The 19,120-nt window shown below is 70.6% G+C and carries 22 protein-coding genes; 10 read left to right on the forward strand and 12 right to left on the reverse strand.

Annotation, left to right across the window (positions count from 1 at the left end; translation table 11 throughout):
* Positions 1 to 29: 29 nt before the first annotated feature.
* The 5 genes from AB0H88_RS00170 to AB0H88_RS00190 all read right to left on the reverse strand — a co-directional run bounded on the left by AB0H88_RS00170 (position 30) and on the right by AB0H88_RS00190 (position 2,068).
* Positions 30 to 296 carry a hypothetical protein gene (locus AB0H88_RS00170; protein ID WP_357639200.1) on the reverse strand — a complete coding sequence of 89 codons (267 nt, stop codon included), beginning with the start codon at positions 294 to 296 and terminating at the stop codon, positions 30 to 32.
* A gap of 29 nt (positions 297 to 325) precedes the next feature.
* Positions 326 to 568 (reverse strand): hypothetical protein, encoded by a 243-nt coding sequence (locus tag AB0H88_RS00175; RefSeq protein ID WP_357639203.1) that lies wholly within the window; start codon positions 566 to 568, stop codon positions 326 to 328.
* A gap of 88 nt (positions 569 to 656) precedes the next feature.
* A complete protein-coding gene (locus AB0H88_RS00180) occupies positions 657 to 1,070 on the reverse strand; it encodes a type II toxin-antitoxin system VapC family toxin (RefSeq protein WP_357639206.1) in 414 nt (137 codons plus the stop codon).
* Complete coding sequence (locus tag AB0H88_RS00185; RefSeq protein ID WP_357639209.1) at positions 1,067 to 1,291, reverse strand: hypothetical protein; 225 nt, start codon at positions 1,289 to 1,291, stop codon at positions 1,067 to 1,069. The genes AB0H88_RS00180 and AB0H88_RS00185 overlap by 4 nt, the downstream gene beginning before the upstream one ends.
* Before the next feature lie 54 nt (positions 1,292 to 1,345).
* The gene (locus tag AB0H88_RS00190; protein ID WP_357639211.1) at positions 1,346 to 2,068 is read right to left on the reverse strand and encodes a tyrosine-protein phosphatase; all 723 of its coding nucleotides are present in this window, start codon (positions 2,066 to 2,068) and stop codon (positions 1,346 to 1,348) included.
* Between the two features lie 93 nt (positions 2,069 to 2,161).
* Between AB0H88_RS00190 and AB0H88_RS00195 the strand changes: the two genes are divergently transcribed.
* Entirely contained in the window at positions 2,162 to 3,886 is a 1,725-nt protein-coding gene (locus AB0H88_RS00195; protein WP_357639213.1) for a S8 family serine peptidase, read from the forward strand.
* Positions 3,887 to 4,033: 147 nt separating this feature from the next.
* Here the strand turns inward: AB0H88_RS00195 and AB0H88_RS00200 are convergent, their stop codons facing one another.
* Positions 4,034 to 4,942 carry a siderophore-interacting protein gene (locus AB0H88_RS00200; protein WP_357639216.1) on the reverse strand — a complete coding sequence of 303 codons (909 nt, stop codon included), beginning with the start codon at positions 4,940 to 4,942 and terminating at the stop codon, positions 4,034 to 4,036.
* A 157-nt stretch (positions 4,943 to 5,099) separates the two neighbouring features.
* Positions 5,100 to 5,711, reverse strand: a complete 612-nt coding sequence (locus tag AB0H88_RS00205) for a helix-turn-helix domain-containing protein (protein ID WP_357639219.1) — start codon at positions 5,709 to 5,711, stop codon at positions 5,100 to 5,102.
* A gap of 68 nt (positions 5,712 to 5,779) precedes the next feature.
* Between AB0H88_RS00205 and AB0H88_RS00210 the strand changes: the two genes are divergently transcribed.
* The gene (locus AB0H88_RS00210) at positions 5,780 to 7,030 is read left to right on the forward strand and encodes an MFS transporter (RefSeq protein ID WP_357639221.1); all 1,251 of its coding nucleotides are present in this window, start codon (positions 5,780 to 5,782) and stop codon (positions 7,028 to 7,030) included.
* A 56-nt stretch (positions 7,031 to 7,086) separates the two neighbouring features.
* Positions 7,087 to 7,893, forward strand: a complete 807-nt coding sequence (locus tag AB0H88_RS00215; RefSeq protein WP_225291636.1) for a serine/threonine-protein kinase — start codon at positions 7,087 to 7,089, stop codon at positions 7,891 to 7,893.
* Between the two features lie 12 nt (positions 7,894 to 7,905).
* Here the strand turns inward: AB0H88_RS00215 and AB0H88_RS00220 are convergent, their stop codons facing one another.
* Positions 7,906 to 8,661: a lysophospholipid acyltransferase family protein gene (locus tag AB0H88_RS00220; protein ID WP_357639224.1), complete on the reverse strand. Its 756-nt coding sequence runs from the start codon at positions 8,659 to 8,661 to the stop codon at positions 7,906 to 7,908.
* Between the two features lie 128 nt (positions 8,662 to 8,789).
* On the opposite strand from AB0H88_RS00220, the gene dhaK reads away from it, so the two are divergent.
* The 3 genes from dhaK to AB0H88_RS00235 are packed head-to-tail and all read left to right on the forward strand — an operon-like array spanning position 8,790 to position 10,824.
* Complete coding sequence (gene dhaK, locus AB0H88_RS00225; RefSeq protein WP_357639226.1) at positions 8,790 to 9,770, forward strand: dihydroxyacetone kinase subunit DhaK; 981 nt, start codon at positions 8,790 to 8,792, stop codon at positions 9,768 to 9,770.
* Positions 9,770 to 10,441, forward strand: a complete 672-nt coding sequence (gene dhaL / locus AB0H88_RS00230) for a dihydroxyacetone kinase subunit DhaL (protein ID WP_357639228.1) — start codon at positions 9,770 to 9,772, stop codon at positions 10,439 to 10,441. The genes dhaK and dhaL overlap by 1 nt, the downstream gene beginning before the upstream one ends.
* Positions 10,441 to 10,824, forward strand: coding sequence for a phosphoenolpyruvate--protein phosphotransferase (locus AB0H88_RS00235; protein ID WP_357641943.1), 384 nt, complete (start codon positions 10,441 to 10,443; stop codon positions 10,822 to 10,824). Before dhaL ends, AB0H88_RS00235 begins: the two co-directional genes overlap by 1 nt.
* 80 nt (positions 10,825 to 10,904) lie before the next feature.
* Here the strand turns inward: AB0H88_RS00235 and AB0H88_RS00240 are convergent, their stop codons facing one another.
* The 4 genes from AB0H88_RS00240 to AB0H88_RS00255 all read right to left on the reverse strand — a co-directional run bounded on the left by AB0H88_RS00240 (position 10,905) and on the right by AB0H88_RS00255 (position 14,766).
* Complete coding sequence (locus AB0H88_RS00240) at positions 10,905 to 12,680, reverse strand: thiamine pyrophosphate-binding protein (protein WP_357639230.1); 1,776 nt, start codon at positions 12,678 to 12,680, stop codon at positions 10,905 to 10,907.
* Positions 12,677 to 13,594, reverse strand: a complete 918-nt coding sequence (locus AB0H88_RS00245; protein ID WP_357639233.1) for a cyclase family protein — start codon at positions 13,592 to 13,594, stop codon at positions 12,677 to 12,679. Before AB0H88_RS00245 ends, AB0H88_RS00240 begins: the two co-directional genes overlap by 4 nt.
* A gap of 61 nt (positions 13,595 to 13,655) precedes the next feature.
* Positions 13,656 to 14,315 carry a hypothetical protein gene (locus AB0H88_RS00250; protein WP_357639236.1) on the reverse strand — a complete coding sequence of 220 codons (660 nt, stop codon included), beginning with the start codon at positions 14,313 to 14,315 and terminating at the stop codon, positions 13,656 to 13,658.
* Positions 14,316 to 14,337: 22 nt separating this feature from the next.
* The gene (locus AB0H88_RS00255) at positions 14,338 to 14,766 is read right to left on the reverse strand and encodes a CBS domain-containing protein (RefSeq protein WP_357639239.1); all 429 of its coding nucleotides are present in this window, start codon (positions 14,764 to 14,766) and stop codon (positions 14,338 to 14,340) included.
* A 148-nt stretch (positions 14,767 to 14,914) separates the two neighbouring features.
* Between AB0H88_RS00255 and AB0H88_RS00260 the strand changes: the two genes are divergently transcribed.
* The 4 genes from AB0H88_RS00260 to AB0H88_RS00275 all read left to right on the forward strand — a co-directional run bounded on the left by AB0H88_RS00260 (position 14,915) and on the right by AB0H88_RS00275 (position 19,119).
* Entirely contained in the window at positions 14,915 to 16,300 is a 1,386-nt protein-coding gene (locus AB0H88_RS00260; RefSeq protein ID WP_357639242.1) for an aminopeptidase P family protein, read from the forward strand.
* A gap of 156 nt (positions 16,301 to 16,456) precedes the next feature.
* Complete coding sequence (locus AB0H88_RS00265; RefSeq protein ID WP_357639245.1) at positions 16,457 to 17,242, forward strand: ABC transporter permease; 786 nt, start codon at positions 16,457 to 16,459, stop codon at positions 17,240 to 17,242.
* Positions 17,242 to 18,096, forward strand: a complete 855-nt coding sequence (locus AB0H88_RS00270; protein WP_357639247.1) for an ABC transporter permease — start codon at positions 17,242 to 17,244, stop codon at positions 18,094 to 18,096. The genes AB0H88_RS00265 and AB0H88_RS00270 overlap by 1 nt, the downstream gene beginning before the upstream one ends.
* Positions 18,097 to 19,119: an MlaD family protein gene (locus tag AB0H88_RS00275; RefSeq protein ID WP_357639249.1), complete on the forward strand. Its 1,023-nt coding sequence runs from the start codon at positions 18,097 to 18,099 to the stop codon at positions 19,117 to 19,119.
* Position 19,120: the final 1 nt, after the last annotated feature.

Genomic DNA, 19,120 nt, shown 5'->3' on the forward strand with positions numbered 1-19,120 from the left:
GCACTCCGGACTCGGGGTGCCTCACCGAGCTAGCCGACGATGAGACGGGCGTCGGCGAGGGTGGCCAAGAGCAGGCCGGCATGGTCTGCTATGCCTTCGGTCACAGGTATGACGGTAAGGTGCGCCCGTTGCCATATGAGCCGCCTTCCGACCGCGCCCGTGCGGCGCACCTCAGCGAGCGTCACGGCGCTGATCCCCGGGATGAACCCTTCCTCCCGGGCGACGGCGATCCGCGCCACGACCTTCGGATCGTCCTCACCGAGCAGGGAGAAAGGCTGGGCATCCAGTACGAGCAATGGCGTGGGGAACGAGGCCTCCGCGCGCCTTACTCGCCGGACCATGCCCGCCTGGCCTCTGCCATGACGTCATCGGACAACGGGCCGGCCCTGCGTTCGTGGTCGGCGATGATCTCCTCGGCCTTCAGCAAGGCCAGCCCGTACTCGGCGGCCTGGTCGACGAAGCGGGAGAACCCGCGGGGACCGGTGCGGCGCTCGATCTCCTCGGCGAGCGAGCGGCGCAGCGTCACTGACTTCTTGATCGTCGGGTCTGCGGGTTGCGGCAGGGACATGGGTTCAGCATGCCACCAGGTATCGCATAACCTGCCGGTTCAGCGGCCGCATCCTCGGAGTCGTCCTGCGGGCTCCGGGGTTGCCGATCTACGCCTGCGGCGGCGGATAGCGGTGAATCTCCGCCCGGTGTCCCGTCGAACCGGCGAACTTTGCGTCATCGGTGAGCAGGGGCACTCCCAGGAGCTCGGCGAGCACCACGTACATGCCGTCGTAAGCAGTGAGGTTGTTCCGCAATTCCAGCACGCGCGGCTGGAGCGGCAGCATCGGATGGCGGACGATCTTGAGCTGGGCGTAGCGTTCCAGCATGATCTGAGCCCTCTGCTCGGAGATCCGCACCTCAGGCTTGCTGGTGATCACATGCCCCCGCACCACGGAAGCGATCTCGACATCGATCAGCGCGGGGGCGTGCACCTTGCGGGCCAGCCGCTGCCGAAGGAGATCATCACCCTTCACATTGGCCAGCAGGCGGAAGACGATCGAGGCATCGACGACCAGGCTCACCGGCGCCCCTCACGCAGGGTCTCACGTACGAAGTCGGGGTCGTACGGAACCGGCTCGTCAGCGGCGATCTTGGCCATCACCTCGTCCAGCGTGGGAGTCGCGGCCGCCTCGTTCAGGAGGTCACGCACGTAAGCCGCCAGCGATTTGCCCTCATGCTCGGCCCGCGTTTTAAGCGTCTGCTCCGTCGCGTCAGGGACGTCTCGAATCTGAATAGTGCCCATGCAACCATTTAAGCATGCAGCATGCATGCAAACGTGGCGGCGTCAGACCGGCGCTCAAAGATATCGTCTCCGCAGCGCCGTGATCAGCTCGTCGTCGACACCCAGCCGGTCGATCGCGTAGTCCCGTACCGAACCATGGCCGGCCGCCAGCTCCGCCAGGCAGAGCCGCATGACCTCGCCCGGCGCGCGACCGTAGCCCGGCCACTTCAGCGTCCGGTCCGGATAGGCCGCCCGCCAGTCCGCGACCAGCCGTTCGGTGGCCAGTTCGGTGAGCGCGAAGTCCTCGACGATACTCTCCTCGTCCACCCCCAGCAGGGACAGCACCAGCGCGGCCAGCAGCCCGGTACGGTCCTTGCCCGAGGCGCAGTGCATGACGAGTGGAGCGTTCTCCTCGGCGGCGATCACCCTCAGCGCGCGCCCGAGCTCCTCCACGCCGTCCAGCGCGACCTCGGCGTACCGGTCGGCGAGGAAGCGGACTGTGTCGATGTCCGTGCCCAGCTCGGCCTGGTCGTAGGGCTGATGCTCGATGCTGAGGTTGTGGTAGGCCAGACCGTCGCTGTCCGGTACGCGGCCCCTGGCGGCTATCTCCCACGGGTAGCGCAGGTCGATCACCGTACGCACGCCCAGGTCGAGAAAGCGCCGCCAGTCCTCGCCCTGGAGCTTGGCCAGGGAGTCGGAGCGGTACAGGCGCCGCCAGCGCACCGTACGACCGTCGCGGGTACGGTAACCGCCCAGGTCCCGGAAGTTGTGCAGGCGCTCGAACGCGATATGCCTCATCGAGCACACCTTATGAGGTAGGCGAGACCTATGGACGTAGCCGGTAAACATGTCCAGATTGGTGGAGATATCCGTCTACGCCCGGAGGTACGCGTGAAGCGTGTCATCGTCCTGGCCGCCTGCACCCTCGTGGCGACCGCTATGGTCAGCCCCGCGCAGGCCGTCCGGACTTCAACCGGCCTGGCAGCCGCCTCGTCCACCGAATACATCGTCTTATACAAGGAGGGAGTCCAGCCGGACGTCGCCCGCAAGGCCGTCCAGGCGGCCGGCGGCACGGTGGTCAAGGAGAACACCGCAGTCGGCGTGGCCACCGTCTCCACCACCGACACGGGCTTCGCCGGCGCCGTCGCCGCGAACGCCTCGATCGAGGGCGTGGCGCACAACCGCTCCATCGGAACGGTCCCGTCCGCCGCCCGCTCCGCCGCCAAGGCGCGCAAGGCCGCCGACGCCGTGGAGAAGGCCGCTGACGGCGCCCCCGCCGCCACCACGTTCGGCAAGCCGAGCCTCACGGCCGAGCCGCTGTCGGAGCTGCAGTGGGACATGAAGCAGATCCACGCCACCGCCAACGGCTCCTACCGCTACGAGCAGGGCGACCCGGGGGTGCTGGTCGGCATTCTGGACACCGGCGTGGACGCCTCGCATCCGGATATCGCACCCAATTTCAATAGGGCTCTGAGCCGTAACTTCACGGTCGACATCCCGGTCGACGCCAACGGCGATCCGGTCGACGGGCCCTGCGAGGCCGAGCCGGACCACTCCTGCACCGACCCCGCGGACGTGGACGAGAACGAGCACGGCACGCACGTGGCCTCCTCCATCGCCTCGCCCATCAACCGGCTCGGCGTGGCCGGCGTGGCGCCCAAGGTGTCCATCGTCAACCTCCGGGTCGGCCAGGACTCCGGCTTCTTCTTCCTCCAGCCGAGCGTGGACGCGCTGACGTACGCGGGCGACCACGGCATCGATGTGGTCAACATGAGCTACTACATCGACCCGTGGCTGTTCAACTGCGTGGACAACCCGGCCGACTCCCCCGCCGACCGCGTGGAGCAGGCCACCATCATCAAGGCGACCCAGCGCGCGCTGAACTACGCCCACGACAGGGGCGTGACGCTGGTGTCCGCGGCGGGCAACGGCGGCACCGACTACACCAAGGAGCTCGTCGACGGATCCAGCCCCGACTTCGCCGGCGTGCCCGGCGAGGCGCCGTACGACCGGACGATCCCGCCGAGCTGCGTGTCCATGCCCAGCGAGGGCAACCACGTGATCGCGGTGTCGTCCACCGGCATCAGCAAGCGCAAGGCGTACTACTCCGACTACGGCAACGGCTACGTGGACGTGGCCTCGCCCGGCGGCGACGCCTACGACACCCCGGCCAACACGCGCGACGTGACCAGGGCGACGCTGGCGGCCTATCCGAAGTCGCTGGCCGAGGAGAACGGGCAGCTCAACCCCGACGGCACGCCGAACACCCCGTCCGTGGTGCGCGACTGCCGCGGCTCGGTCTGCGGGTACTACACCTACCTCCAGGGCACCTCGATGGCCTCGCCGCGGGCCGCGGGCGTGGCGGCGCTGATCGTCAGCCGGTTCGGCCACCGCGACCGCGCTCACGGCGGCCTGACCATGAACCCGGACGCGGTGGAGGCGGCGCTGAAGGCGACCGCCACCAAGACCCCGTGCCCGGAGCCCCGCGCGTTCACCTACACCCGCATCCTGCCGAACGGTACGACGACGACGGCCACGCACACCTGCGAGGGCGGCAGGTCGCGTAACGGCTTCTACGGCTCGGGCATCGTCGACGCGTTGAACGCGGCCCGATAGCCCCACGACACGACCGGTGCGCGTCCGCGTAGGCGAACGCGCACCGCGTCGGCTCCGGGGCCTGGGCGCCGACCGTACGGCAGCCTGAGTCGGCGGCACGCCAGGCGGCGAGGGCGTACAGGATGCGGGTCATTGCTGGGGACTCCCTTACTCGTTGTGCTCGGCGCGGCCCAGCCGCCAGTAACCCATGAAGGCCACGGCGCGCTTGTCCATCCCCCGCTCGGCGACCAGGTGTCGCCTGAGCGACCTGATCACGGCCGCCTCGCCGGCCAGCCAGGCATACAGCGGGCCGTACGGCGCCTCCTCGGGCACCTCCCACAGTTCCTCCACGTCCACGTCTACTTCCTTGAAGTCGATGTCCTGGAAGGAATCGGGCGTGGGCAGCGGCGGGAGCAGCCGGTCTGCGGCGGCCCTGACGGCGGGCACGAGCAGGGCGCCGCGCTCCTCGTCGGCGCGGGCCAGCCAGGTGACCTTCACACCGCTCGCGGTCTCGACGGGCAGGAAGTCGTCCGCGCAGGGGACCTCCATGAGCGCCTCACCCTGGTAGCCGGCCGGCAGCCGTTCGAGGATGGAGCAGATCGCGGGGACGGCGGTCTCGTCGCCGGCGATGAGCACCGCCCCGGTGTCCGCGGGCGGATGGAACTCCAGGCCGCCGTGCGGCCCGTCGTGCCGGGCGTCGGGGCCGAGCAGCACCGCGACGGCCCCGGGCCGCACATCGGCCGCCCAGCGGGCCACCGGGCCGTCGCCGTGGCCGTGCAGGACCACGTCCACGTCCACCTCGCGGGCCTCGGGGCGTACCAGGCGGGCGGTGTAGGTACGGATCGGGTTGCGCAGCGCGTCGGGCAGGCCGCGCCAGCGCGGGAACCAGTCGGGGCCGCTCGGCAGGTGCTCCAGCCCGTGCCCGTCGACCGGCAGGATGAGCTTGATCCGCTGGTCGAACCCGTTGTCCGCGAAGTGGTGCAGGTCCTCCCCCTCGAAGGTCACGCGCAGGAACGCCGGGCTCAGGCGTGCTAACCGGTTCACGCGTACGTCGAACATGCGAAAGGGCTCGATCATCGTCAGCTCCACCTCGATCCTTTAAGGTAAGGCTAACCTAACTCACGTTGATCGACCAGTCCCGCCCGGGCACGGCAGACACCCCCGTCCCTCCAGCCCGGGACGGGGGCGTCGCGACAGGGCCCGGCCTAGGGATGTCCCTAGGTGTCCATGATCCCTAAGCGTCCTTGACCCCCACCGGCAGCACGTCGAAGTGGACCACCACGCGACCGGTCGCCGGGTCCGGAGCGCCCGGGAACTCGAGGTCCCTGCGGTCCGCCACCGCCCGGTACCTCTCCAGGACCTCGAACACCTCCTCGCGCATCCGCGTCGTCTCGGCCACGGTGAGCCGCATCGACCGCCGGCCGAACCCGCTCGCCCGCACCCACTCCTCCGGAGTCGCCGCCTCCTCCTCGCGCCAGCGCGCCAGCTCGGCACCGCGCTGCCGGACGAGGTCGTCGAGCAGCCGGGCGAACGCGTCGGCCGTCTCGGGATCGGCCGACGGGTCGGCCGAGGGGTCGCCGTAGGAGAAGCCGCCCGGCACGATCCGCCAGTACTTCTCCTTGCCCTTGCCCAGCTCGGGCACCGTCTCGATCATGTCGTGCCGGGCCAGCTCACGCAGGTGGTAGCTGGTCGCCCCGGTGTTCTGGCCGAGCAGTCCGGCCAGCCGGGTCGCCGTCGAGGGGCCGTGCTCGTCGAGCAGCTCGTAGATGCGCAGTCGCAGCGGGTGCGCGAACGACTTCAGCGCGTTCGCGTCGAGCGTCCTGGCCGAATAGTGCTTGCTTTGCATGGCTGTGCACACCTATCTTTGCAAAGAAATCTGTGCATAGTTTTCCTTACACACTAGCGGAGTGAGCCATGCCACGTCTCGGCCGATCGTTCGGCTTCCTTCTGTCGTCGACCGCGCTGTCGAACCTGGCCGACGGCGTGCTCAAAGTGGGCGCGCCCCTCCTGGCCGTGTCGCTGACCCGCTCCCCCACACTGGTGTCGCTGACCGGGGCGGCCGCCACGCTGCCGTGGTTACTGTTCGCCCTGCACGCGGGCGCGATCGCCGACCGGCTCGACCGCAGGCGAATCATGGTGCTGGCCAACCTCGCCCGGTCCGCCGTGCTCGCGGCGACGACCGCGCTCGGACTGCTCGGGCTGGTGAACCTGTGGGTCGTGCTGGCCGCCGTACTGGTCGCGGGCGTGGCCGAGGTCTTCGCCGACACCTCGGCCCAGTCGGTCCTGCCGATGGCGGTGCCGCCGGAGCGCATCACGGCGGCGAACGGGCGGGTGCAGAGCGCCCAGATGATCGGCAACGAGTTCGCCGGCGCGCCGATCGCCGGCCTCCTGGTCACGCTCCTGCCCGCCGCCGTCTTCGGCGCTCCAGCCCTCCTGTACGGCGCGGCGGGCCTGCTCCTGCTGGGCATGAGGGGCTCCTATGGAACGGCCGCCACAGCGGGCCCCAGGCGCTCGCTGCTGCGCGACATCGTGGCGGCTCAGCGCTATCTGTGGTCCCAGCGGTTCCTGCGGACGCTGGCCGTCTCGGCCGGCCTGCTGAACTTCGCCAGCGCCGCCTACTTCGGGGTGTTCGTGCTGTGGGCCGTCGGTGACGGCTCGCGGATCGGGCTGTCCCCCAGCGGGTACGGCCTGATGATGACCGCGATGGCCGTCGGCGCGGTGGCCGGATCGCTGGTCTCGGGACGGGTCTCCGAGCTGCTCGGAGAGGGCCGGACGCTGTTCGGCGCCTGGCTGGTGAGCGCCCTGCTGTACCTCGTGCCGGTGCTGTGGCCCGTCGCCTGGCTGCTGTATCCGACCTCCGTGGTGTGGGGCGTCGTCGGGGCCGTCGCGAACGTACTGGTCATCTCCACGCGGCAGCGGCTGATCCCGCCCGAACTGCTCGGCCGGGTCAACTCCGCCTACCGGCTGATCGGCATGGGCGGGATGCCGGTGGGGGCCGCCCTCGGCGGGGTGGTGGCCGAACTCGCCGGGCTGACCGCCGTGCTTCTGGGCGCCACAGGGGTCTGTTTGGTGGGCGTGGGGCTCGTGTGGCGCGCCTTACACGATCGAATTTCCCACCCTTTGACCAGCGCACCTGCCGTTCCCGACACATTCAGATCACGTTAGTCACACTTTGGCCTACCTCGAGATGACATGATTACCCCGAGCAATGAGGGGATGGCATGCGGGAGATCGGCGGACGGTACCTCCTTAATGAGGAGGCCGGTCGTGGAGGTATGGGAGTCGTCTGGCGGGCTTTCGACCAGCTTCTCCACCGTGAGGTGGCGCTCAAGGAGCTGACCCTCAGCGGTGAGGCCGAGATGGTCCGTCGCCGGGTCCTCCGTGAAGCGCGGATGGCCGCTGGGCTCACCCACCCGAACATCGTCACGGTCCACGACCTCATCGAAGAGGGCGGCAAGCTGTGGATCGTGATGGAGTACCTCGACGGCCTCTCACTGCACCAGCTGCTCTCCCAGGTGGGGACGCTGCCCGCGCAGTCGGTGGCGGCGATCGGCCAGCATCTGCTGGCCGCGCTGCGTACCGCCCACCAGGCAGGGGTGCTGCACCGCGACGTGAAGCCGGCCAACGTGATGCTGACCGGCGACCGCGTGGTGCTGACCGACTTCGGCATCGCCACGGTCGAGGGCGACATCCGGATGACCACGTCCCGGCGGCTGCGCGGCACACCCGCGTTCATGGCCCCCGAGCGGCTGCACGGCGGCCCGGCCAGCAAGGAGGCCGACATGTGGTCGTTCGGTGCCACGCTCTACAGCGCCATCGAGGGCCAGCCGCCCTACCCCGGGCAGGACGCGGCCACGGTGCTCGGCATGGCCAGGAGCGGCGGCTACCCGCCGCCGCGCCGGGCCGGGATCATGCGGCCCCTCATCGAGGGCCTGCTGCACCACGACCCGGTGCGCCGTTTCACGCCCGAGCAGACCGCCGGGTTATTGGCCGGCATGCGCGCCAGCAGCTACCCCGCGGCGATCTGACCGGTCCTCCCGTTATTCCTCCTCGCCGCGCTTGGCGCGGGCCTCCGCCTCGGCGGCGTCCATCGCGGCGGCCTCCTCCGGCGTGGGAGCCGTGCCGCCGAGGTGCTGGGGCTGCCACCACACGCCCGGCGGGATCTCCGGGTAGGTGCGCTGGGCCCGGTCCACCAGCTCCGACATCCGCGCGTGCAGATCGGCGACGTGCTGGTTGACGTCCTCGCCGCGCTTGGGGTGAAGGGGCTCCCCCACCAGGATCGTGATGGGTACGTGCCGCAGGGTGAGTTGTTTGGAGCGGCCCTTGGTCCAGATCCGCTGACTCCCCCACAGCGCCATCGGGATGACCGGGACCTTGGTCGCCTGAGCCATGCGGATGGCGCCGTTCTTGATCTCCTTGACCGTGAACGACCGGCTGATCGTCGCCTCGGCGAAGACGCCGACCACCTCGCCCGCCTTCAGCATGCGCAGCGCCGTCGCGTACGACCCCGCGCCCGCGCCCCGGTCGACCGGGATGTGGTGCATGCCGCGCATCAGCGGCCCCGAGACGCGGTGGTCGAACACGTCCTGCTTGGCCATGAACCGCACCAGCCGCTTGGCGGGCACCGCCCCGAACCCGGCGAAGATGAAGTCGAGATAGCTGATGTGGTTGCTGACCAGCACCGCTCCGCCGGTGCGCGGGATATGTTCGGTCCCCTCAATGTGGAAGCGGTAGTCGAGCACGCGAAAGAGGGTCCGCGCGGCGGCGATCACCGGCGGGTACACGATCTCAGCCATGACCAGAAGGTAGCCTATTCACCCCGGTCGGACGGTAGTCGGCAAGGTCGCAGAGGCTGTGGACGACTTCCACCCCGCTCACGGTAAGAGGCTTGTCCTGCCAGGGAAACGGGCAGATGTTTCTCATCATGAAGAAGCTCATCAACTCGGCCGAATCCGCGGTTGACGACGCCTTGGCCGGGATGGCCGCGGCCCATCCGTCGCTGCGGATCCGCGACCGGGTGGTCTACCGCGCGTCGGGGCCGCGGGCGGGCAAGGTCGGGCTGGTCTCCGGCGGTGGCTCGGGGCACGAGCCGCTGCACTCCGGCTTCGTCGGCTACGGCATGCTCGACGCGGCCTGCCCTGGAGAGGTCTTCACCTCGCCCGTGCCCGACCAGATCGTCGAGGCGACCACGGCCGTCGACGGCGGCGCGGGCGTGCTGCACATCGTCAAGAACTACACCGGCGACGTGCTGAACTTCGAGATGGCCGCCGAGCTGTGCGAGGACGTCCAGGTCGTCGGCGTGCTCGTCGACGACGACGTGGCCGTCCAGGACTCCCTCTACACGGCGGGCCGCCGGGGCACCGGCGCGACGCTGTTCGTGGAGAAGATCGCCGGAGCGCTGGCCGAGGAGGGCGCGCCGCTGGCGGAGGTGGCGAGCGTGGCGGGCGAGGTGAACGCGCGCAGCCGCTCCTTCGGCATCGCGCTCACCTCGTGTACGACGCCCGCGGCGGGCAAGCCGACGTTCGATCTGCCCGACACGCAGGTGGAGCTGGGCATCGGCATCCACGGCGAGCCCGGTAGGATCCGGGCGCCGATGGCCTCGGCCCGCGAGCTGACCGAGATCGCCATGGAGGCCATACACCGCGACCTGCCGCTGGAGGGCGACCTGCTCGTCCTGCTGAACGGCATGGGCGGCACACCCCTGATGGAGCTGTACGTGGCGTTCGCCGAAGTGGCGGCCTTCATCCGCGGCAAGGGGGCGCGGGTGGCGCGGTCACTGGTGGGCAACTACGTGACGAGTCTGGACATGCAGGGCTTCTCCGTGACGATCTGCAGGCTCGACGACACGTTGACGCGTCTGTGGGACGCGCCGGTCGAGACGCCGGGGCTGCGCTGGGGACGCTGATGGGCGCCTCCACGGACCCCGAGACGGGTGGCGGATCCATGGGCCTCCGCACGTTGACCACGGCCTTCTTCGTCGCCTGGCTGGAGGAGGTGGCCGCGCAGGTCCGGGTGCATCGCGAGCGGCTGACGGCGCTGGACGCGGCGATCGGCGACGCCGACCACGGCGCGAACCTCGACCGCGGCTTCACCGAGGTACTCAAGGCGCTGGCCGACTCCCCGCCCACCGCGCCGGGCCAGGTGCTGGTGTCCGCGGGCACGACACTGATCCGCCGCGTCGGGGGTGCTTCCGGGCCGCTGTACGGGTCGGCGTTCCGGGCCATGGGCAAGGCGGTGGAGCAGCCGGTGACGCAGGCCGGGTTCGCGGCGGCGTTCGAGGCCGGGGTGGTCGCGGTCGAGCGGCTGGGCAAGGCGGCGCCGGGTGACAAGACCATGGTGGACGCGCTGGCTCCGGCCTCGCTGGCCCTGGCGCTGGCCGTACGGGATGGGGTGGGGATCCGGGAGGCGTTCGAGCTGGCGGCGCGCGCGGCCGAGGAGGGGGCGCGGGCCACGATCCCGATGCAGGCCCGCAAGGGCCGGGCCAGTTACCTGGGCGAGCGCAGCGTCGGGCACGAGGATCCGGGGGCGGCGTCGTCGGCGCTCATCGTCGCCTGCCTGGCCACCGTGAGCCCGTGATGGTGGGCATCGTACTGGTGGCCCACAGCGCCGGGCTGGCGACGGAGGCGGCCGCGCTCGTCCGCGGCATCGCCGGTACGGGCGCGCGGGTGGCGGCGGCGGGCGGCACCGAGGACGGCGGGGTGGGCACGAGCCTCGACCTCATCGAGCGGGCGCTCACGGCGGTCGACCAGGGCGACGGCGTGGTGCTCGTGCCCGACCTGGGCAGCTCGGTGCTGACGGCCCGGCTGCTGGCGGAGCCCGGCCGGGTGGTGGTGGCCGACGTGCCGTTCGTGGAGGGGGCGATCGCGGCGGCCGTCACGGCGAGTGCGGGCGCACCCCTGGCGGCCGTTCTCGCGGCCGCCGAGGAGGCCCGCACCGTCCGCAAGCTCAGCGACTCCTGAGCCCGCTCAGCGGCTCCTGAAACTCGGCGAATCCTGAGACTCGCCGAATCCTGAACCGGCCGGCGACTCCTGAGCCTGGCTCAGTGGCCCTTGAACGCCTCCTCCAGCCACCACGAGCCGCGCTTCCCGGCGACTTTGGCGTGGACCAGCAGCGGCCGGTCCCTGGGGCCCTTAAGCCACTCGGCCACCCCGGCCAGGTCGCCGGGCCCGGTGACCGTCACGGCCGCGAAGCCGTAGCCGGTGGCGATCGCGGCGAAGTCGGCGGGCGGGAAGCTGACCGTGCCGAGCGGGTGCCCGTGGGGGCCGAAGTGGTGCACCTCGGCGCCGTACGCCTCGTCGTCGTAGACCACGACCACCATCGGCAGCCCGAGCCGTATGACGGTGTCGAGTTCGGCGATGCCCATCAGCGCCCCGCCGTCGCCCAGCGCGGCCACCGGCAGCCGGTCGGGCCGGGCGAGCGCGGCGCCGATCGCGGTCGCCAGCCCGAGCCCGATCGACTGGAACGCCTGGGTGAAGCAGAACCCCTGCTCATCGGGCACGTCGAGAAACATGGCCGGGTAGCCCATGAAGTTGCCGGAGTCGACCGCCACGATCCGCTCCCCCGGCAGCAGGTCGTCGAGCCCGATCGTGAGCGTCCTGGGGTCGATCAGCCCCTCGCCGCCCTCGTCGTCGTAGGGCACGGCCTGCCACCGGCCCTCGGCCCTGATCCGCGCGGCGACCTCCGCCGACCGGTACCCGCGCTCGGCCTCGCCTGCCGGAGCAAGAGCGTCACCCGCCGGAGCGAGAGCGCCGCCGGTCGGAGCGAGGGTGTGCAGGACCGTGCGCGCCGTGGCGGCCGTGTCGCCGACCAGGCCGAGGGTGATCGGCCGGTGAACGCCCAGGGCGCTCTCGTCGAGGTCCACCTGGACGAGCTTGGCGTGCTCGCCGATCAGCCGTCCATGGCGGGTGGTCCACATGTTGAGGGCGCACCCCCAAGCCACGATGAGGTCGGCCTCGCGGATCAGCTCGGCGGCGAGCGGCGTGGCGAAGCCGCCGCTGACGTCCAGGTCCCAGGGGTCGCCCCGGAACAAACCCTTGGCGACGGCGGAGGTGGCGAGCAGCGCGCCCGTGGCGCCGGCCAGCTCCGCCAGCTCGGCCCTGGCGTGCCTGGCGCCGCGCCCCGCGACGAACACCGGCCGCCGCGCTTCCGCCAGCAGCCGGACCAGCGCGTCGAGCTCCGCGGCCGACGGCGTCCTGAGCGACTCCGCGCCTGACAGCCTCCCGAGCGACTCCGCAGCCGACGGCGTTCCTGGCGACCCCGCGGCCGGCAGCGTCCCGCGCGACCCCGCGGCCGACGGCGTCCCCTGCGACTCGCCGATGAGGCCGGGCCACGCGACGAGGTCCTGCTGCACGTCGAGCGGCAGGTTGAGCACCACCGTGCGCCGGTCGCGGGCCGCCGTCCGGTAGGCCGACAGCGTCTCCTCGACCGCCCGGCCGGCCTCGGTGACGCGCAGCGACAGCGCGCCGACCGACGCCGCCAGCGCGTCCTGGTCGATGTGGAAGTTGGAGCGTACGTCCGTCGCCTCGCCGGTGAGCACGATCATCGGGGTACGGCTCTTGGCCGCCTCGGCGATCCCCGTCACGGCGTTGGTCAGGCCGGGGCCCTGGTGGACGGAGACGACCCCGACCTTGCCGCTCATCCTGGCGTACGCGTCGGCCATCGTGGTGGCGCCGCCCTCGTGGCGGGCGGCGACGAAGCGCACGCCGTGCGCCACGAGGGCGTTGGTGACGTGGAAGTTGCCACTGCCCACCACGCCGAACGCGGTGTCGACCCCGGCCTCGGCCAGCACCCGCCCGACGGCCTCGGCGACGATCATCTCTCGAGCCCATGGTCGCGGCCGCTTCGGAGCTCGTTGGCTCGTTCCTCGCTCTCTCCCTCCGAGCTCCTCCGCTCGAGCCCATGGTCGCGGCCGCTTCGGAGCTCGTTGGCTCGTTCCTCGCTCTCTCCCTCCGAGCTCCTCCGCTCCACCAAAGCCAATACCCGCACCGGACTCCCGGACCCGCCCACGATGGGCAGCGGCGGGGCCAGGACGACGGCGCCGGTCACCGGCAGGCGGTCGAGGTTGCGCAGCTGGGTCAGGCCGTACTTGCCCGCCCCCAGCAGGAACGAGTGGCACGGGAAGGGCGGGTCGAAGGAGTGGGCGGTGCCCGCGTCGGTGCCGACGGTCTCGACGCCGAGCCCGAGGATGGGCGTCTCGGCGGCCAGCCAGTTCGCGCATTCGACGGAGATGCCGGGGGTGTGCGGGCCGGTCTCGTCGGCGTTCAGGAAGGTGGCCTGGTCAGCTGATCTGGCGTCCCAGCCGGTGCGGTAGAGGAGCCAGCCGCCGTCGGGCAGCGGGCCGTTGGCGCGCTCCCACTCCTTGACGTGGTCGATCTGGAGCAGGAAGTCGGGGTCCTTCTCCGCCTCCGCCGCCAGGTCGAGCACGACGGCGGGCGCCAGCAGGCTGGACACGGGCACCTGGGAGACGTCCTGGCCGTCGCGGCCGGTCACCCAGTGGATCGGCGCGTCGAAGTGGGTGCCGCTGTGCTCGCCGGTGTGGATGTCGTTCCAGTACCAGGCGGGGCCCCGGTCGTCGTAGCGGCTGATCTCCTCCAGCCGGAACGGGATCGTGTTCCCGAACGGCTCGGGCAGCTGGAGGATCGGGGTCTCCGACGACAGGGGCGAGGTGAGATCCACCACCTCGATGGCGCCACCACGCAGGCTCTCCACCAGGCTCCGCAAGATCGACATGTCATCCTCCTTGATGGGCTGGCTGCATCCTCCTATACCGGCCCACCCGGCTCCAAGCACGTCAGGACTTGGTCCATGGGGCGCAGCCGCCCGTCTGGAACGCCTTGTCGGTGGCCAGGATCGTCACGGTGGCCGGGCCCGTCGGCATGTCCCCCGCGATCACGTCACTGGCCTGGACGGACGTGCTCTTCATTCGGGCCCAGTAGCACTTGTCCGTGGCGGTCGCGGGCCCCGTCGTACGGTAGGTGCCCGGCTGGATGTCCACGCCCACGATGAGCGTCCGCATGGCGCCGAGCGCGCCCGGCGGCCCGGCCGAGCCCACCGGAGCGGGCGTCCCGACCGGCGCGGGCGTCCCCGCCGGAGCCGACGTCCCCGCCGGAGCGGATGCGGCCGGGTCGGACGTGCCCGTGCCGGGCGGGGCCACCGGGTTCGACGTGACCGTGCCCGCCGGGGCCGACGGGTCCGACGTGGGGGCGCCCGCCGGGGCTGACGGATCGGTCCCCTTGTCCGCGGGCGGCGTCGAGTCCCCGATCGTCATCGTCACCGGAGGCGTCTCCGCGGGCGCGGCCGTCGCCTCCCCTGAGTCCAGCCCGGTGAAGTACCCGAGCAGGAACCCGAGTAAGCAGGTCAGCCCGGAGACGAGCACGATGATGGTCGGACTGTTCGTCGCCCTGGGATATTCCGGAGGCGGAGGGTATTCGGGAGGAGGCCCGTACATCACGGGGACAAGCGTCCCATCCGTGTCAACGGTGGAGGTAGTCGACCAGCGACGCCTTCTCCGTCTCCAGCTCCTCGATCGCGCTCTTGACCACGTCACCGATGCTCACGATGCCGACCAGCCGCCCGTCCTCGACGACGGGCATGTGCCGGAACCGATGTGTGGTCATGGTCCTTCGCAGCTCGTCGACGTTGTCGTGCGGGCCGACCGTGCGTACTTCCGACGTCATGATCGCGGAGACGGGCTGGTCGAGCACGGCCGCGCCGCGGTCGTGCAGGCGGCGGACCACGTCGCGCTCGGACACGATGCCCGTGATCGTCACGCCGTCGGCGGAGACCACGACGGCGCCGATGTTGTGCTCGGCGAGCTTGGTCAGGAGTTCGCGGACCGTGGCTTCCGGGGCCACGGTCATCACCGCGCTTCCCTTGCCGCGCAGGATTGTCCCGATGAGCATCTGAACCACCTCGGCTCTCAGTTACCCCGGGTGGCTCCGGCTAAGCTCTCCACCCGCGTGCCTTCCAGGCAAGCAAGCAGGTAGGGGCACCGTCAAGCATTCCCGTAGGCTGCATGCCGTACATGGAGCTTGTGAAACAGGATGCGTAATGACAGAGCCGCTCAATACCGGCAGCCATGATCTGCCCGTCACCGCGGCGCTGACCGCGTTCATGCGGACGGGCTGGGCCGACACCCGGCGCACCGACGTGGCGGCGCTGCCGATCGCGCCGTGGGCGGCCAGGCGCCGCGCCGCGCTCGCCGCCCGCTTCCCCGGTGAGCGGCTCGTCGTGCCGTCGGGGACGCTGAAGGTGCGCAGCAACGACAGCGACTACCGCTTCCGGCCGCACAGCGCGTTCTCCTACCTGACGGGCGCGGGCGAGCCGGGTGACGTGCTGGTCATCGAGCCGTCGGGCGAGGCCACGCTGTACCTCAGGCCGCGCTCGCCGCGCGAGGACGGCGAGGAGTTCTACCGCGACCGGCGTTATGGGGAGTTCTGGGTGGGGCGGCGGCCCGACCTGGAGGAGGCGGCCGAGCTCTACCAGATCGGCTGCGCCCACATCCGCGAGCTGTCGCTGACCGGCCCCGCCAGGGTGCTCGGCGGCGTGGACGCGGCGGTCGACGCGCTGCTGCCGGGCGACGCGGAGTTCGAGGGCTTCCTGTCGGAGATGCGGCTGATCAAGGACGCGTGGGAGATCGGCGAGCTGCAGTCGGCGGTCGACGCCACCGCGCGCGGCTTCGAAGACGTCGTACGAGCGCTGCCCGCCGCGCTCGGGCACCCTCGGGGCGAGCGCTATCTGGAGGGCGTGTTCGGGCTCCGTTCGCGTCTGGAGGGCAACGCGGCCGGCTACGACAGCATCGTGGCCTCGGGCGCGCACGCGTGCGTGCTGCACTGGATCCGCAACGACGGCCGCCTCGACCCGAGCGACCTCCTGCTGCTGGACGCGGGCGTCGAGTCCGACACCCTCTACACGGCCGACATCACCCGCACGCTGCCTCTGTCCGGCCGCTTCAGTCCCGTGCAGCGGCAGGCGTACGAGCTGGTGTACGAGGCGCAGACGGCCGGGATCGCCGCGCTCAAGCCCGGTGCCCGCTTCCGCGACTTCCACCTGGCGGCGATGCGGGTCATCAGCGAGGGTCTGCACGACTGGGGCCTGCTGCGCGACTCGCCGGACGCGTTGATGGAGTCGGGCCTGTACCGCCGCTACACGCTCTGCAGCAGCGGCCACATGCTCGGCCTGGACGTGCACGACTGCGCCCGCGCGCGCTCGGAGGTCTACCTGGAGGGGGTCCTGGAGGAGGGCCAGGTGCTCACCGTGGAGCCGGGCCTGTATCTGCAGCCCGACGATCTCACCCTGCCGGCGGAGTTCCGGGGGCTGGGCATCCGGATCGAGGACGACCTGGTGATCACCGCCGACGGCGCCCGTCTGATGTCGGCCGCCCTGCCGCGCCACCCCGCCGAGGTCGAGTCGTGGATGGCCGGGCTGCTGGGCTGAAACGGCTACGAAGCGATCACGTTTCGTGGCGGGCTGACAACATGTGAGCTGGGTCTCATACCTTTTCCTCAAATTCCAGCGAAAGCATCGACTTACTAGACGGACCGTCAGTAGGGTTACTGCTTCCGTAGTCGGCTGGTTCCACGAGGTGGTCAGTTGTCCGGATACGTTGGCCGCAAGGCTGTGTCCGTGCTCAGCCAGGTGGGTGACCTCTTCGTCATCGTCCTGGAGGGATTGCGCCGCAGCTGGGACGTCCGGAGCTGGTGGTGGGAGTTCGTCGACCAGTGCTGGTTCCTGGCCCGCGTGACCAGCGTGCCGGTGCTGCTCGTCTCCTTACCCCTCGGCGCCACGGTGGCGTTGCAGGTGGGTGACCTGGCCTGGCAGCTCGGCGCGGCGTCCGCCACCGGCAGCGCCGTGTTCGTCGGGCTCATCAGGGAGGTCGCGCCGCTGGCCAGCGCCCTGCTGATCGCCGGGGCCGGCGGCAGCGCGATGACCTCCGACATCGGCGCGCGGCACATCCGCGACGAGCTGAGCGCCATGGAGGTGATGTCGGTCAACCCGATCCACCGCCTGGTCACGCCGCGCATGTGGGCGGCGAGCACGGTCGCGGTGTGCCTCTGCCCGCTGGTCATCCTGGCCGGGGCCAGCGGCGGCTACTTTTTCAACGTGGTCGTCCAGGGGGTGACCTCCGGCGCCTACTTCGACGGCGCGCTGTCGCTCGTGGTGGGCTCCGACCTGTACGTGACGCTGTTCAAGGCGTGGATCTTCGGCTTCATCGCCGCGGCCGTCGCCTGCTACAAGGGCATGACCTGCGCCACCAGCCCCGTCGGCGTCGGCCGGGCGGTCAACCAGTCGACGGTGGTCACGTTCATGCTGGTGTTCGCGTTCAACTATGTGATCTCCGCCGTCTACTTCCTCGCCTACCCGCCGAAGGCGCTGTGATGGTCACGCGTACGGCCGGCCTCAGGTTCGCCGTCAGCGGGCGCGAATGGGCCGAGCGGTTCGCGACCCTGGCCAACTGGCCGCTGTTCGTGTGGAAGGTGCTGTTCTACTCCGTCCGCGACGTGATCCTCCGGCTGAAGTACTTCAAGGTCGTCATCCGCCAGGTCAGCGACGTGGTGGTGGGCGTCGGCGCGACCGTCATCGGCGGTGGCATGATCTTCGTGGTGTTCACCATGGCCTTCGTCGTGGGCGCGACCGTGGGCCTGCAGGGCTACCAGGGGCTGCAGGCGATCGGCGCCGAGTCGTTCATGGGCCTGGTCGGCAGCTTCGCCAACGTACGCGAGATCACCCCGATCATCGCCGCGACCGCGCTGGCCGCGCAGGTCGGCTCGTCGTTCACCGCCGAGCTGGGCGCGATGCGGATCTCCGAGGAGATCGACGCGCTGGAGGTGATGGGCATCAACGCCTTCACCTACCTGATCTGCACCCGGGTGGTGGCGGCGCTGCTGGCGCTGGTGCCGATCTATCTGATCGCGCTGTTCGCCAGTTTCTTCGCCACCCGGCTGATGAGCACGGTCCTGTTCGGGCTGGCGCCGGGCGTCTACGACTACTACTTCTACCTGTACCTGCCGGTCAGCGACATCGTGTTCAGCGTGACCAAGGTGGCGGTGTTCGCCTTCACGGTCGTCATCATCCACTGCTACTACGGCTTCTACGCCACCGGCGGCCCGGTCGGCGTGGGGGTGGCGGCGGGCCGCGCGATCCGTCAGTCGATCGTCACGATCGTCCTGCTCAACCTGCTGCTGTCGTACCTGTTCTGGGGTAACGGCGGCAGCGTGAAGCTGACGGGGTGAATGATGGGACGCGACGAGTTCTCCCTGCCCGTCCGCGCGGGCATCGCGCTCGCGCTCATCGTGGTGCTCGCGGCGACGACGATCTTCATCGTACGGACCGCGTCAGAGATAAACGGCACCAGGATCGACGCCGTCTTCACCCGGTCCGGTCAGGGTTTGGACACCCAGTCCCCCGTCAAGATCCGCGGCATCACGGTCGGCGACGTGACGAACGTGTCCCTCGACGCCAAGGGCAAGGCCGTGGTGAGCATGGCCATCGAGCCCGGCGTCAGGTTGCCCAGCACCACCGTCGCGGCCATCGAGCCGTCGTCGGTGTTCGGACCCAAGTTCGTCGACCTCAGGCTCGGCGCGGGCGAGACCACCGGCCCCTACCTGACCGGCGGCGCGGTCATCACCCAGACCCAGCAGCCGCTCGACCTGTCCGACACGCTCGGCGCCGCCTACCGGGGCCTGAACGCCGTGGACCCGCGTGAGGTCACCGTCATCGTGCACACGCTGGCCCAGGGGCTGGACGGCGAGGGGAAGCGGCTGCGCGAGCTCATCGACGACGCGGGCACGGTCGTCGGCGTCGCGCACCGGCAGCGCGCGCGGGCCAGGCAGTTCCTGCATGACACGGCCGGGCTGTCCACCGCGCTGTCCGACAAGGGCGACGAGCTGGTGTCGATCTCCTCCGACGTCAACGTCATCACCCCCGACCTGCTGGAACGGGCCGACAAGGTGCGAGTCCTGCTCCAGGAGGTCGCCTCGGTCTCCGACCTGACCGCGCACGGCCTGCGCAAGCACCGGCAGGACCTGCGGGCGGCCGTCCACTCGGGCGAGCGGGTGGCCTCGCTCATCTACGCCCAGCTCGGCCTGGCCGGTGACGGCGTACGCGGCCTGAACCGGCTGGTGGACCTGCTGAACAAGCTGATCGAGGCGCCGGGCCCCGGCGGCGCCCGCCAGTTGCAGGTGGAGGCGTTCGTCTCGACCGACATCTGCGAGCTCGTCGTCGGCTCCTGTGGCCCCACCGACGGGAGGGACTGAC

It is taken from the genome of Nonomuraea sp. NPDC050680 (assembly GCF_040654555.1).
GTDB lineage: Bacteria > Actinomycetota > Actinomycetes > Streptosporangiales > Streptosporangiaceae > Nonomuraea.